This is a genomic window from Rhodococcus sp. 4CII (assembly GCF_014256275.1).
GTDB lineage: Bacteria > Actinomycetota > Actinomycetes > Mycobacteriales > Mycobacteriaceae > Rhodococcus_F > Rhodococcus_F wratislaviensis_A.
The window spans coordinates 6205678-6217909 of the sequence record NZ_JACCFE010000002.1 but is presented as its reverse complement, the minus strand read 5'-3'; the positions used below and the strand labels follow the sequence as shown (position 1 = coordinate 6217909).

Annotated in this window: 12 protein-coding genes; 7 read left to right on the top strand and 5 right to left on the bottom strand. The window is 67.6% G+C overall.

From position 1 onward, the window contains the following. Positions 1 to 28: 28 nt before the first annotated feature. Genes H0B43_RS29555 through H0B43_RS29545 form a run of 3 tightly spaced genes read right to left on the bottom strand, consistent with a single transcriptional unit; the run spans position 29 to position 2566 of the window. The gene (locus tag H0B43_RS29555; RefSeq protein ID WP_185724691.1) at positions 29 to 238 is read right to left on the bottom strand and encodes a hypothetical protein; all 210 of its coding nucleotides are present in this window, start codon (positions 236 to 238) and stop codon (positions 29 to 31) included. A 12-nt stretch (positions 239 to 250) separates the two neighbouring features. Further along, on the bottom strand, positions 251 to 1423 hold the full coding sequence (locus H0B43_RS29550) for an acyl-CoA desaturase (RefSeq protein WP_185724692.1): 1173 nt from the start codon (positions 1421 to 1423) through the stop codon (positions 251 to 253). Positions 1424 to 1456: 33 nt separating this feature from the next. Continuing rightward, positions 1457 to 2566, bottom strand: coding sequence for a ferredoxin reductase (locus H0B43_RS29545; protein ID WP_185724693.1), 1110 nt, complete (start codon positions 2564 to 2566; stop codon positions 1457 to 1459). Positions 2567 to 2684: 118 nt separating this feature from the next. On the opposite strand from H0B43_RS29545, the gene H0B43_RS29540 reads away from it, so the two are divergent. From H0B43_RS29540 to H0B43_RS29530, 3 genes are all read left to right on the top strand, one after another. Further along, the gene (locus H0B43_RS29540; protein WP_185724694.1) at positions 2685 to 3395 is read left to right on the top strand and encodes a TetR family transcriptional regulator; all 711 of its coding nucleotides are present in this window, start codon (positions 2685 to 2687) and stop codon (positions 3393 to 3395) included. A 23-nt stretch (positions 3396 to 3418) separates the two neighbouring features. Next, complete coding sequence (locus tag H0B43_RS29535; RefSeq protein ID WP_185724695.1) at positions 3419 to 4270, top strand: alpha/beta fold hydrolase; 852 nt, start codon at positions 3419 to 3421, stop codon at positions 4268 to 4270. A 77-nt stretch (positions 4271 to 4347) separates the two neighbouring features. Further along, positions 4348 to 4929 (top strand): DUF4203 domain-containing protein, encoded by a 582-nt coding sequence (locus tag H0B43_RS29530; RefSeq protein WP_185724696.1) that lies wholly within the window; start codon positions 4348 to 4350, stop codon positions 4927 to 4929. Here H0B43_RS29530 and H0B43_RS29525 read toward each other — a convergent pair. Continuing rightward, on the bottom strand, positions 4926 to 6251 hold the full coding sequence (locus tag H0B43_RS29525) for an MFS transporter (protein WP_185724697.1): 1326 nt from the start codon (positions 6249 to 6251) through the stop codon (positions 4926 to 4928). The genes H0B43_RS29530 and H0B43_RS29525 overlap by 4 nt on opposite strands. 126 nt (positions 6252 to 6377) lie before the next feature. On the opposite strand from H0B43_RS29525, the gene H0B43_RS29520 reads away from it, so the two are divergent. From H0B43_RS29520 to cmrA, 3 genes are read left to right on the top strand one after another with little or no spacing between them, the layout of a single operon-like run. Beyond that, the gene (locus tag H0B43_RS29520; RefSeq protein WP_185724698.1) at positions 6378 to 6911 is read left to right on the top strand and encodes a PadR family transcriptional regulator; all 534 of its coding nucleotides are present in this window, start codon (positions 6378 to 6380) and stop codon (positions 6909 to 6911) included. Positions 6912 to 6924: 13 nt separating this feature from the next. Further along, on the top strand, positions 6925 to 8949 hold the full coding sequence (locus H0B43_RS29515) for an NADPH-dependent 2,4-dienoyl-CoA reductase (protein WP_185724699.1): 2025 nt from the start codon (positions 6925 to 6927) through the stop codon (positions 8947 to 8949). An 18-nt stretch (positions 8950 to 8967) separates the two neighbouring features. After that, positions 8968 to 9771, top strand: a complete 804-nt coding sequence (cmrA, locus tag H0B43_RS29510; RefSeq protein ID WP_185724700.1) for a mycolate reductase — start codon at positions 8968 to 8970, stop codon at positions 9769 to 9771. Between the two features lie 9 nt (positions 9772 to 9780). Here the strand turns inward: cmrA and H0B43_RS29505 are convergent, their stop codons facing one another. After that, positions 9781 to 11514, bottom strand: coding sequence for a helicase HerA-like domain-containing protein (locus H0B43_RS29505; protein ID WP_185724701.1), 1734 nt, complete (start codon positions 11512 to 11514; stop codon positions 9781 to 9783). 85 nt (positions 11515 to 11599) lie between these two features. Between H0B43_RS29505 and orn the strand changes: the two genes are divergently transcribed. After that, positions 11600 to 12199, top strand: coding sequence for an oligoribonuclease (gene orn / locus H0B43_RS29500; protein WP_185729751.1), 600 nt, complete (start codon positions 11600 to 11602; stop codon positions 12197 to 12199). Positions 12200 to 12232 lie beyond the last annotated feature (33 nt).

Here is a 12232-nt window from a genome sequence, read left to right as displayed (position 1 = left end):
CGGTCGTGGCCCACCTCGGCGAAGATCCTCAGTCGACGGGTTCGTCCTCGCCCTGGTCGTCGCGGGCCTTCTTCGCGGCCTCACGCATCTCGATGCCGTCGGACACCCAGTCGCCGATCTCCCGGGTGACGTCCCGGACGGCGCCGGCGATAATCGTCGCGATCTGGCCGACGTGTGTAGCCGCGGACTCCGTCAGTTCCTGCACGGTGTCCTTGCGCCGCTCGAACTTCCCCACCATGTTTTTCGCCTCTCAGGCTGCAGTCTTCTGCCGCTCGACGATAACACCGGGAGGGGTGTCGGACGAGACGAGACCGGGCGGCAGTGCGAACCTGAAGATCTTCCCCCACACGGAGCCGATCTGCTTGAAGAAACCACCCGTGTTGTAGGGCAGGCCGTGCTTTTCACACAGCGCCTTCACGACGGGTGCCATCTCCGGGTACCGATGGGCGGGCAGGTCCGGGAAGAGGTGGTGCTCGATCTGGTGCGACAGGTTGCCCGACATGATGTGGAACAGCGGGCTGCCCTCGATGTTCGCGCTGCCGAGCATCTGCCGGACGTACCACTCGCCGCGGGTCTCCTCCGCGGTCTCGTCCTCGGTGAAACTCTGCACGCCGGTCGGGAAATGGCCACAGAATATGATGGAGTACGCCCACACGTTGCGGATCAGGTTGGCGGCCACGTTGCCGAGCAGCGTGGACACGAACAGCGGCCCGGTGAGTGCCGGGAAAATCGCGTAGTCCTTGAGCACCTGCCTGCCGGCCTTGCGCCACCAGCCTTTCAGCAGCGGTTTGACGTCGTGCCACTTCCGCTTGCCCTGGATCACGTTCTCCGCCTCCAGGTCGTGCATCATGACGCCCCACTCGAACAGCATCATCAGTAAAAATGCGTAGACCGGGTTCCCCAGGTAATAGGGGTTCCACTTCTGCGCCTCGTCGATCCGCAGGATGCCGTAGCCGATGTCCCGGTCCCGGCCCAGGATGTTGGTGTACGTGTGGTGCATGTAATTGTGGGAGTGCTTCCACTGATCGGCCGGGCAGACGGTGTCCCATTCGAACACCCGGGAGTTCAGGCCCGGTTCCCGCATCCAGTCGTACTGGCCGTGCATGACGTTGTGGCCGATCTCCATGTTGTCGAGGATTTTCGACACACCGAGGGCGCCGACGCCGGCGATCCAGGCCGGCGGGAAGAACCCGAGGTACATCAAACCGCGGCCGGCGACCTCGAATCCCCTCTGCGCCTTGATGATCTTGTAGATGTATTCGCGGTCCTCGGCGCCGAGATCCGCGACCGTCCGGTCGCGGAGGGCGTCCAGTTCCCTGCCGATCTCTTCGACCTGGTCGTGGCTGAGCACCACTGGGGCGTCGGTGCGGGAGCCGTCGGAGCCGTCGACGAACGGGAGGAACGAGAGTGAGAGTCCAAACATGTTCGGTCTCCAGACGTTGATGTCGAGTGAAAATCAGATGTCGAGGGCGACGTCGCCCACCGGAACCGAGACGCACAGCTGAATCGCCTTGTCCGGATCGGCGTCGGTGTCGCCGGTGCGGACGTTCTTGGTGCATCCCGATTTCTTCGTCGTGGTGCAGGAGAAGCAGATCCCCATCCGGCACCCGTATTCGGGATGGAGCCCGGCGGCCTCCGCCTGTTCGAGCAGCGTCGCCCCCGAATTGTCGGCGGTGACACCGCTGGCCGCGAACGTCACCTCGCCGCCGGCCTCGCCGTCCACCGGGGCTGCCGCGGGCGCGAACTCCTCGGTGTGCAGCCGGTCCTCGATGCCGAGATCGCGGTACACCTCGCGGACACCGCGCATCAGTCCGGGCGGGCCGCAGAGGTAGGTCTCGGCGTCGGCGTACCAGGGCGCGACGGCGTCGAGATGCTCCTGACCGAAGAATCCGTGGAGATGCCCGCCGGCGTCCTGATCGGTGTACGCCAGCACGAGTGAGACGTTGGTGTGCGCCTCGGCGAGTTCACGCAACTCGTCGAGGTAGGCGACGTCCTTCTCGGTGTACGCGTAGTGCAGAAAAGTGATGCTGCCGACGTGCTGCTCGTCGACGAGCGTGCGCAGCATCGACAGAACCGGCGTGATTCCGCTGCCTCCACTGACCAGCAGGAGGCGACGCGGACGAGGGGACGGCAGGGTGAATTCGCCCGCCGCCTGAGACAGGTCGAGCACGAGGCCGGGGCTCGCGTGGGCGTGCAGGTACTGCGAGACCAGCCCCCCGGGATGCGCCTTGACCGTCAGTTCGACGTGTCCGTCGGTGGACGCCTGTGCATTGGCGGGCGAGTAGCAGCGGGTGTGCCGCACCCCGTCGATCACGACCCCCACCTGCACGAACTGTCCTGCACGGAATCCGCGCCACTGGCGCGTGGGGCGCAGCGTGAGGGTGACGGTGTCGGCGGTGGACCGCCGGACCTGGACCACCTCGGCGCGGAGATCGCGCACGGTGACCATGGGCGTGACGAGTTCGAGGTAGCGGTCGAGCTGGTGCGGAGTGGCCATCGCCTCGAACAACGACAGCAGCGAGAACCTGCGTCCCTCCGCCGGACGACTGGTGTGGGCAACTGACACGTCAGCCTCCTCCGTTTGAGTGCACGGTTGTACACTGACAATAGTGTGACAGAGGGAGACAGGTAGCTGTCAATCGAAATGTGACGGCACGCACACCCGAGGCGGGGGTCGGATACACATGCCCGACGACGAGCACCAGCACCCGGACCCGGCGGGCGCGGACACCACCGCGCCTACACTCACTGCCGTGAGTCAGTCGACAGGCGCCGAACCCGAGAGCAGGGCAGCCCGCAAGGAGCGCACGAGAAAGGCACTTCTCGACGGCACGCTCGAACTCATGGCAGACCGCAGTTTCGCCGGCGTCAGCCTGCGCGAGATCGCCCGCACCGCGGGAATCGTCCCCACCGCCTTCTACCGCCACTTCGCGTCCATCGAGGAACTCGGGGTGGTGCTCGTCGAGGAGGGCATGCGGATCCTGCGGCAGATGTTGCGCGACGCCCGGCGCACCCCGAGCACCAAGAGCGCCGGCGCTTCCCTCGACATCCTCGTGCGGCAGGTTCGCACCCACGAGGCGCAGTTCCGATTCCTCAGCCGCGAACGCTACGGCGGCGTCCCCGAGGTCCGTCGGGCGATCGCGACCGAGATGACGTTGTTCGTCAGCGAACTCACGGTCGACCTGTCGCGCATCGACGGCCTGCAGGCCTGGGACCACGACGACCTAGAGACGGCCGCCGACCTGATCGTGTCCACCATGTTCGCCGTCGTCGTCGACCTGCTCGAGGCCGACCGCCCCGGAAGCCGAAGCGAGGCCGAGGTGGTGGCCCGCGCGGAGAAGCAACTGCGCCTGATCATGCTCGGCATGAGCGAGTGGAACCCCGGAACGAACTAGGGCCGCAGCCGTACGGTGGGGGCATGCCGTCACCCTCCGACCACACCCACATCGCTCTCGGCGACCTGACGTTCGACGTCACTATCAGCGGTCCCGCCGACGGCGCCCCCGTCGTTCTGCTGCACGGGTTTCCGGAAAGCGCCGCGTCCTGGCTGCCGGTCAGCGCCCTGCTGAACGAGTCCGGTCTGCGGACGTACGCGCCGAACCAGCGCGGATATTCGCCCGGTGCGCGGCCAGGCGGTGTGGACTCTTACCGGATCGACCACCTCGTCGCGGACGTCATCGGGCTCCTCGACACCCTCGACCTCGACACGGCGCATCTCGTCGGCCACGATTGGGGCGCTGCCGTGGCATGGGTCGTGGCTGCACGGCACTCCGACCGGATCCGGACGCTCACCACCGTCTCGGTGCCCCATCCCGCCGCGTTCGGCTGGGCGTTGCGCGAGGACGCCGATCAGAAGGAACGCTCCTCGTACATCCGCCTTCTGCGAATGGAAGGCAAGGCCGAACGGGTCCTGCTCCGCGACGACGCAGAGGCGCTGCGCGCGATGTTCGGGGACGTCGTCGCGCCGGACCTCGTAGACGAGCATGTGGCCGTGCTGAGCGAACCGGGAGCGCTGACCGCCGCGCTGAACTGGTACCGCGCGATGACGAGCGACTTCGCGGAGACACCCGCCGTCACCGTTCCCACGACGTACGTCTGGAGCACCGGCGACACGGCGCTGGGCCGTGCGGGAGCCCAGCGGTGCGGCGAGTTCGTCGATGCGCCCTACGAGTTCGTCGTCCTCGACGGCGCCACGCACTGGATCCCGGAGCAGCGGCCCGACGCCCTCGCGGAGGCGATCCTGACCCGCACCGGAACGGCACCGGGCTGAAATCTGCTGTTCCCCTCGACGGGGCGATCGTTCTGGTTTGATGGCACTACGCGTCTCGTGCACCCTGGGAGGGCACCATGAGTGGCATCGCAATCCTTCTGGTCGGCGCGGTTCTGTGCTTCGCCGGAGTCGGTTCACTCCACGTCGCCGTGCTCGCCTCGGGATTCGGTCTCGGCTGGCTCCTCGCCGATCTGCTGTCGCTGTCGCTCGGGACGACGTTTCTGGTCGCGGCGATCAGTGCGGTCGTGGCATGGGTGGCCACCACCCTGATCTTCAAGTTCGCCGCATTCTTTCTCGGCATCATCGCCGGCGCCGTGATCGGGGCGAAGCTCAGTCGTGTGCTGCAACCCGACGACGCCAACTGGCTCCTCAGCGGAATCGTGATCGTCGCGCTCGCCGTCGCCTGCGGTTTCATCGCCGACCGGTACCGCGCGCGGGCGTTGCTCTGGCTCACCGCTCTCGGCGGAGCCAGCATGATGCTGACCGGACTCGGCCTGGCCATCGGCCCGCTGCGGTTCCTCGAGGATCCGAACGAGGGCGCCCAGCAATTCTTCGCCGCGGTGATCTGGGTCGTCGTGGCGGCGGCGGGCTGGCTGACCCAGCGGAGGCTGTTTCCGGACAAACTCCGGATCGACGACGATCGTCGCGCGAAGCGCTAATCGCGTTCGGGCGCTTTCACCACCGTCAGTGCGGCGAGTCCGATCGCCAGCACGATCACCAGGCCGAGGATCCCGGCGCGGTCTGCCGCGAACCACCAGGCGAACAATCCGAACAGGGTCGGCGCCAGAAACGACACGGCGCGACCGGTGGTCGCATACAGGCCGAACATCTGCCCTTCCCGGCCGGGCGGGGTGATCCGGGCGAGGAAGGTGCGCGCCGAGGACTGCGCGGGACCCACGAACAGGCACAGCAGGAGCCCGAACAGCCAGAACATGGCCGGACCCGAGACCGCCATCAGGACGACACCGACGACGATCATCGCGGACAGGGAGGTCACGATCACGGTTTTCGGTCCGATCCGGTCGTCGAACCGGCCCGCGGTGAGCGCACCCAGCGCGGAGACGACGTTGGCCGCGACTCCGAACAGCAGCACGTCCCCCGCGCCGATGCCGTAGACGTTGACGGCCAGGACGGCGCCGAACGTGAAGACGCCGGCGAGCCCGTCCCGGAACAACGCACTCGCCACCAGGAAGTAGACGGTGCGGCGGTCGGCGGCCCAGAGGTCGCGCAGGTCGCGCCACAGCACCCGGTACGACTCGACGAAACCGGCATTGTCGGCCCCCGGATCGGCGTTCGTGCGGGGCAGTTCCGGAACCTTCAGCAGCACCGGAATCGCGAAGACCGCGAACCACACCGCGGCCAGCACGGCCACCATCCGGATGTTCAGTCCGCCGTCGGTGGTGAGCCCGAGGAATCCCCGGGTGTCGCCGTCACCGGCGATGAACCCGAAGTAGCACAGCAGTAGGAGCACAATCCCGCCGAAGTAGCCCATCGCCCACCCGAACCCCGACACCCGGCCGATGTTCGACGGCGTCGACACCTGCCTGAGCATCGCGTTGTACGGGACGCCGGCCAACTCGAAGATCACCGAACCAGCGGCCAGCAGCACCAGCCCGAGCCAGAGGTACTGGTACGAGTCGCGGACGAAGAACATCGCCGCCATGCAGCCGACGGTCGCGAAGGTGAGGACGCCGAGCGCCCATTTGCGGCGCCCCGCGGCGTCGAATCGCTGACCGGTGACGGGTGCGAGCACCGCGATGAGGAATCCGGCGATGCCGAGCGACCATCCCAGCCACGTGCTCGCGGAGATCGATCCCGGCAGGTCCTCCCCCACGGCGTCCGTCAGGTACACGGAGAAGACGAACGTGAGGATGACGGCGTTGAAGGCCGCCGAACCCCAGTCCCACAACCCCCACGCGACGACCTGTCTGCGCGTCGCGGCCTCGCCGATCCCGGCCGGCGGACGAACGTCGGTGCTCATGCCCGCGAGCCTATGCGAGCGAACGGCACATTCGTGCGGTCCGACGCGACGAACGTCCCGTTCGGCCGGGAGACTTTAGTGTGCACTCAGTTGCATACGCACCTCGTTGCATACATACTGCTGTTCGTGGCACTCGAACATGCGCTCCTCGTCTCGCTGACCGAGCACTCCGGCTCGGGCTACGAATTGGCGCGCCGGTTCGACAAGTCCATCGGCTTCTTCCAGAGCGCCACCCACCAGCAGATCTACCGCGTCCTCAAACGCATGGACGAGTCCGGCTGGGTCGACGCCGAGGTCGTGGCGCAGGACGGCAGACCCGACAAGAAGGTGTACCGGGTCAGTGCGGCCGGGCGCGCGGAACTCGAACGCTGGATCGCCGAGCCGACCGAGCCCAATCACCTGCGCAACGAGCTGGCAGTGAAGATCCGCGCCGCTCGGCACGGTGACATAGCCGCACTCACCGCCGAGGTGGCCCGCCACCGCGACGGCCACGCCGCCCGGCTCGAGGTCTACCGCATGATCGAAAAACGCGACTTCCCCGCACCGGACCAGCTCTCCGGGGCGGCCCTGCACCAGTACCTCGTCCTGCGCGGCGGAATCCGCGTCGAAGAGGGTTTCGCCGACTGGTGCCAAGAAGTACTCGACGCGCTCGCACAGTAAGGACACGCCGCCCGTGACACAGTTCCCGCAGCTCCTCGCCCCCCTCGACCTCGGTTCCACGACGCTGAAGAACCGCGTGATCATGGGTTCCATCCACACCGGGCTCGAAGATCGCGCCAAAGACGTCCCCCGGCTGGCCGAATATTTCGCCGAGCGGGCCCGCGGAGGTGTCGCGCTGATCGTCACCGGCGGGTACGCGCCCAATCGGACCGGCTGGCTGCTGCCGTTCGGCGCCAAGCTCACCAACCGGGTCGAGGCCCGCAGGCATCGCGCGATCACGAAGGCGGTGCACGACGAGGGCGGCAAGATCGCCCTGCAGATCCTGCACGCCGGCCGGTACAGCTACCAGCCGCTGAGCGTCTCCGCCTCGTCGATCAAGGCGCCGATCAACCCGTTCCGGCCCCGCGCACTCACCGGCCGCGGCGTGCGCTGGCAGATCCGCAACTTCGTGCGCTGCGCGCGGCTCGCGCAACAGGCGAACTACGACGGCGTCGAGATCATGGGCGGCGAAGGCTACTTCATCAACCAGTTCTTGTGCGAGCGCACCAACAAGCGCACCGACGAGTGGGGCGGCACTCCCGAGAACCGCCGTCGGATGGCCGTCGAGATCGTCCGCCGCACCCGCGAGGCGGTGGGCCCGGACTTCATCATCATCTTCCGTCTGTCCATGGCCGACCTCGTCGAGGGCGGTCAGACGTGGGACGAGATCGTTTCGCTGGCACGGGAAGTGGAAGCCGCGGGCGCGACCGTCATCAACACCGACATCGGCTGGCACGAATCCCGTGTTCCCACGATCGTGACGTCGGTGCCGCGGGCCGCGTTCGCCGACATCACCGGCAAGCTCGAGAAACACGTGACCATCCCGGTCGCCGCATCCAACCGGATCAACATGCCGCAGGTCGCCGAGGAGATCCTGACCCGCGGTGACGCGCAGCTGATCTCGATGGCGCGCCCGATGCTCGCCGACCCCGACTGGGTCCGGAAGGCCGAGGCGGGTACCCCCGACGAGATCAACACGTGCATCGCCTGCAACCAGGCCTGCCTCGATCACGCGTTCGTACGCAAGCACGTGTCGTGCCTGCTGAACCCGCGTGCCGGCCGGGAGACGGAACTGACGCTCTCCCCCACCCGGACGGCCAAGCGCGTCGCCGTCGTCGGCGCCGGCCCCGCGGGACTGTCCGCGGCGCTCGGCCTGGCGCAGCGCGGCCACGCGGTGACACTGTTCGAGGCCGATTCGGAGATCGGCGGCCAGTTCGGCATCGCCCGCAAGATCCCCGGCAAGGAGGAGTTCGCGGAGACGATCCGGTACTACAACCGGCAACTCCCGCTGGCCGGCGTCGATGTGCGGCTCCATACCCGGGTCACCGCGACCGACCTGGTCGGCGAATACGACGAGGTGATCGTCGCGACCGGCGTGACGCCGCGTGTTCCGTCCATTCCCGGGATCGACCACCCGAAGGTCCTCACGTATCCGGAGGTCGTGCGGGGCGGCGCCCCCGTCGGGCGGTCGGTCGCGGTGATCGGCGCCGGCGGGATCGGCGTCGACGTCAGCGAATTCCTCACCCACGAGCACTCCCCGACCCTCGATCTGAAGGAGTGGAAGCAGGAGTGGGGTGTCACCGAACCCGAGGCCGCGGCAGGCGCCCTCACCACACCGATCCCGGAGCCGTCGCCGCGTGAGGTGTACCTGCTGCAACGCAAGAGCGGCCGCATCGGCGCCGGTCTCGCGAAGACCACCGGCTGGGTGCACCGGGCCGCACTGAAGAACAAGGGCGTGCAGGAATTGTCCGGGGTCAACTACGAACGCATCGACGACGACGGCCTGCACATCACGTTCGGCGCCGAGCGCGAGAAGCCGCGCACCCTCGCCGTCGACAACGTCGTGATCTGCGCGGGGCAGGAATCGGTGCGTGACCTGGTCGACGAACTGACCGTTGCCGGCGTCACCACCCACGTCATCGGCGGCGCCGACGTCGCGGCCGAACTCGACGCCAAACGTGCCATCGAGCAGGGCACCCGGCTCGCGGCCCGCATCTGACGCACTACGCTGCTGACCGTGAGCTTGCCGAACCCCACTCCCAGTGCCCGCGCCGTCGTGACCGGTGCCTCGTCCGGAATCGGCGAGGCGCTGGCCACCGATCTCGCCTCCCGGGGCCACTCCCTCGTCCTCGTCGCGCGCCGCGGCGAGGTGATGGAGTCACTCGCCGCGACCCTGCGTGACAAGTACGGCGTCGAGGTCGACGTGCGTGCGTGCGATCTGTCGGATCGCGACGCGCGGGCCGCCCTCGTCACCGAACTGGCCGGTCGTGAGATCAGCGTGCTGTGCAACAACGCCGGCATCGCCACGTTCGGTCCCGTCGCCGGACTCGACCCCGCGTACGAACGGGCCCAGGTGGAACTCAACGCCGTTGCGGTGCACGACCTCACGCTCGCGGTGCTGCCCGGGATGATCGACCGCAGGTCCGGCGCCATCCTCATGGTCGGTTCCGCGGCAGGCAACATGCCCATCCCCCACAACGCCACGTACGCGGCCAGCAAGGCGTTCGTCAATACGTTCTCCGAGTCGCTGCGCGGCGAACTCAAGGGGACGGGGGTGAACGTCACGCTGCTCGCGCCCGGCCCGGTCCGCACCGAGGAGCCCGATCCGGCGGACGCGTCGATCGTGGACAGGCTGGTGCCCGACTTCCTGTGGATCTCCAGCGAATACACCGCCAAGGTGTCGCTCGACGGTCTGGCGGACAACAAGATGCGCGTCGTGCCCGGTCTCATCAGCAAGGCGATGTCCGTTGCCGGGCAGTACAGCCCACGCGCGGTGGTCGCGCCGATCGTCGGGACGTTCTACAAGAAGCTGGGCAGCTAGCCCCCGAGTTCACCGCCTGCGGCGTGTGCCCGTACCGAAGATGCTGCGGGAGATCTCGCGGCCGGCGGCCGACGCGGCCGAGCGGAGAAAACTCTTCACCGCCGAGTTCCCGAGAATCTGCTCGGCCATGGTGGGGCCCTCCGGTTGCGCGGCCGGTGGCGGCAGGTCGGGCAGGGACGGCAGGTCGAGGCCCTGATCCGGGGCCGGCGCACCGGCCACCTTCGCCGTGAGCTTCTCGTACGCCGATTCCCGGTCGACGGTCTGCCCGTACTTCGCCGACAGCGGACTCGACGACGCCGCGGCCCTGATGGCGTCGTTGCCGATGGTGTCCATCAGCGAGCGCGGGGGCCGAATCCTCGTCCAGGCCACCGGCGTCGGCGCGCCGCGCTCGGACAGGACGGTCACGATCGCCTCGCCGATACCCAGCGAGGTGAGCGCGCTCTCGAGGTCGTAGTTCTCAGTTTTCGGGTACGTTCGTACCGTTTTGGCCAGCGCCTTCTGATCGTCCGGCGTGAATGCTCTCAGCGCGTGCTGGATTCGGGCGCCGAGTTGCGACAGCACCGCGTTCGGGACGTCCGTCGGCAACTGCGTGCAGAAGAAGACACCGACCCCCTTCGACCGAATCAGTTTGACCGTCTGCTCGACCTGCTGCAGAAACGCCTTGGACGCGTCCGCGAACAACAGGTGGGCCTCGTCGAAGATGAAGACGAGTTTGGGTTTGTCGAGATCACCTTCCTCCGGCAAGGTCTGGAACAGGTCTGCCAGCACCCACATCAGAAAGGTGGAGAACAGCGCCGGGCGTGCCGCCTGAGCGCCCAACTCGAACAACGTGATCACCCCCGCGCCGTCGATCACCCGGAGCAGGTCCTCGGTCTCGAGTTCGGGCTCCCCGAAGAACGTGTCGCCGCCGTCCGCTTCGAGATTGACCAGGGCCCTGAGGATCACCCCCGCGGTGGCCGGGGACACACCGCCGATACCCTTCAGATCAGCCTTGCCCGCGTCGCTGGTGAGATGGGCGATGACCGATCTCAGATCTTTCAGATCGAGCAGGGCAAGGCCCTGGGTGTCGGCCCAGTGGAAGATCAGCCCCAGGGTGGATTCCTGAGTCTCGTTGAGCCCGAGAATCTTCGCGAGCAGGATGGGCCCGAACGCGGTGATGGTCGCGCGGACGGGGATGCCGAGGCCGTCCGTCCCGAGTGACAGAAACTGGACCGGGGATCCCGCCGGTCGCCACTCGCCGTCGCCCGTCTCCGACGCTCGTGCCGCGATCTTCTCGCCGGTCTCGCCGGGCCGCGACAGTCCCGACAGATCGCCCTTCACATCCGCCATGACGACGGGAACCCCTGCCGCCGACAACTGCTCGGCGATCACCTGCAGCGTCTTGGTCTTTCCGGTCCCGGTGGCACCGGCCACCAGACCATGCCGGTTGAGCGTCGCAAGCGGAATGCGCACCCGGGCCGACAGATTCACCACACCGCCGAGAACCACGGTGCCCAACTCCAGCGCCGCGCCGTCCGACGAGTATCCGGCCGCGATACCCGCTGCGGCACCGGACGGGACGGCAGCACCTGTGGGAGCGTGGTTCTCCGCAGCCTCCGCCTCCCGGGCCTCCCGCTCCGCCGCCTCAGCCGCGGCCGCTGCCTCCGCCGCGATCCGGGCCGCGTCGGCCGCCGCCGCTCTCGCTGCAGCCGCCCTCTCCGCCGGGGTCGAGGTCGCGCCGCCGTCCTGCGATTGCTGGGTCATCCAAGCCCTCCTCGGATCACACACATCGGGAGAAAGTGTCCACCGCAGACCTTATCCCGTCGGCCACGTGACTACTGTGTTCCTGGTGCAGGACAAACTTGTGTGGATCGACTGTGAAATGACCGGCCTTCGGCTCGGTACCGACAAGCTGATCGAGATCGCGGCTCTGGTCACGGACAGCGAGCTCAACGTGCTCGGCGAGGGTGTCGACATCGTCATTCACGCCGACGACGAGGCTCTCGCGGCGATGCCCGACGTGGTGACCAAGATGCATGAGAACTCGGGGCTGACCGACGAGGTCCGGAAATCCACGGTCACCCTCGCCGAGGCCGAGCAGCAGGTACTCGCGTACATCCGTGAACACGTGCCGGTCGCCGGGACGGCGCCGCTCGCCGGGAACTCGATCGCCACCGACCGCGGTTTCATCGCCCGCGACATGCCCGACCTCGACACCTACCTGCATTACCGGATGATCGACGTCAGCTCCATCAAGGAACTGTGCAGGCGCTGGTACCCGCGGATCTACTTCGGTCAGCCCGAAAAAGGTCTCGCCCACCGCGCCCTCGCCGACATCAAGGAGTCGATCCGCGAACTCCGGTATTACCGGAAGACGGCGTTCGTGGCCGAACCCGGTCCCTCTACCAGCGACATCGCCGCAGTTGTCGAGGAACTCGGGCCCGCCTGAGATACCGATTGGCTTCTCGGGCACCGGACGCGC

Excerpts from the sequence above, each read along its gene's own strand:
- H0B43_RS29540 (WP_185724694.1), top strand. The coding sequence starts at position 2,685 with ATGCCCGACGACGAGCACCAGCACCCGGACCCGGCGGGCGCGGACACC.
- H0B43_RS29555 (WP_185724691.1), bottom strand. The coding sequence starts at position 238 with ATGGTGGGGAAGTTCGAGCGGCGCAAGGACACCGTGCAGGAACTGACG.
- H0B43_RS29550 (WP_185724692.1), bottom strand. The coding sequence starts at position 1,423 with ATGTTTGGACTCTCACTCTCGTTCCTCCCGTTCGTCGACGGCTCCGAC.
- H0B43_RS29505 (WP_185724701.1), bottom strand. The coding sequence starts at position 11,514 with ATGACCCAGCAATCGCAGGACGGCGGCGCGACCTCGACCCCGGCGGAG.
- H0B43_RS29525 (WP_185724697.1), bottom strand. The coding sequence starts at position 6,251 with ATGAGCACCGACGTTCGTCCGCCGGCCGGGATCGGCGAGGCCGCGACG.
- H0B43_RS29530 (WP_185724696.1), top strand. The coding sequence starts at position 4,348 with ATGAGTGGCATCGCAATCCTTCTGGTCGGCGCGGTTCTGTGCTTCGCC.
- H0B43_RS29535 (WP_185724695.1), top strand. The coding sequence starts at position 3,419 with ATGCCGTCACCCTCCGACCACACCCACATCGCTCTCGGCGACCTGACG.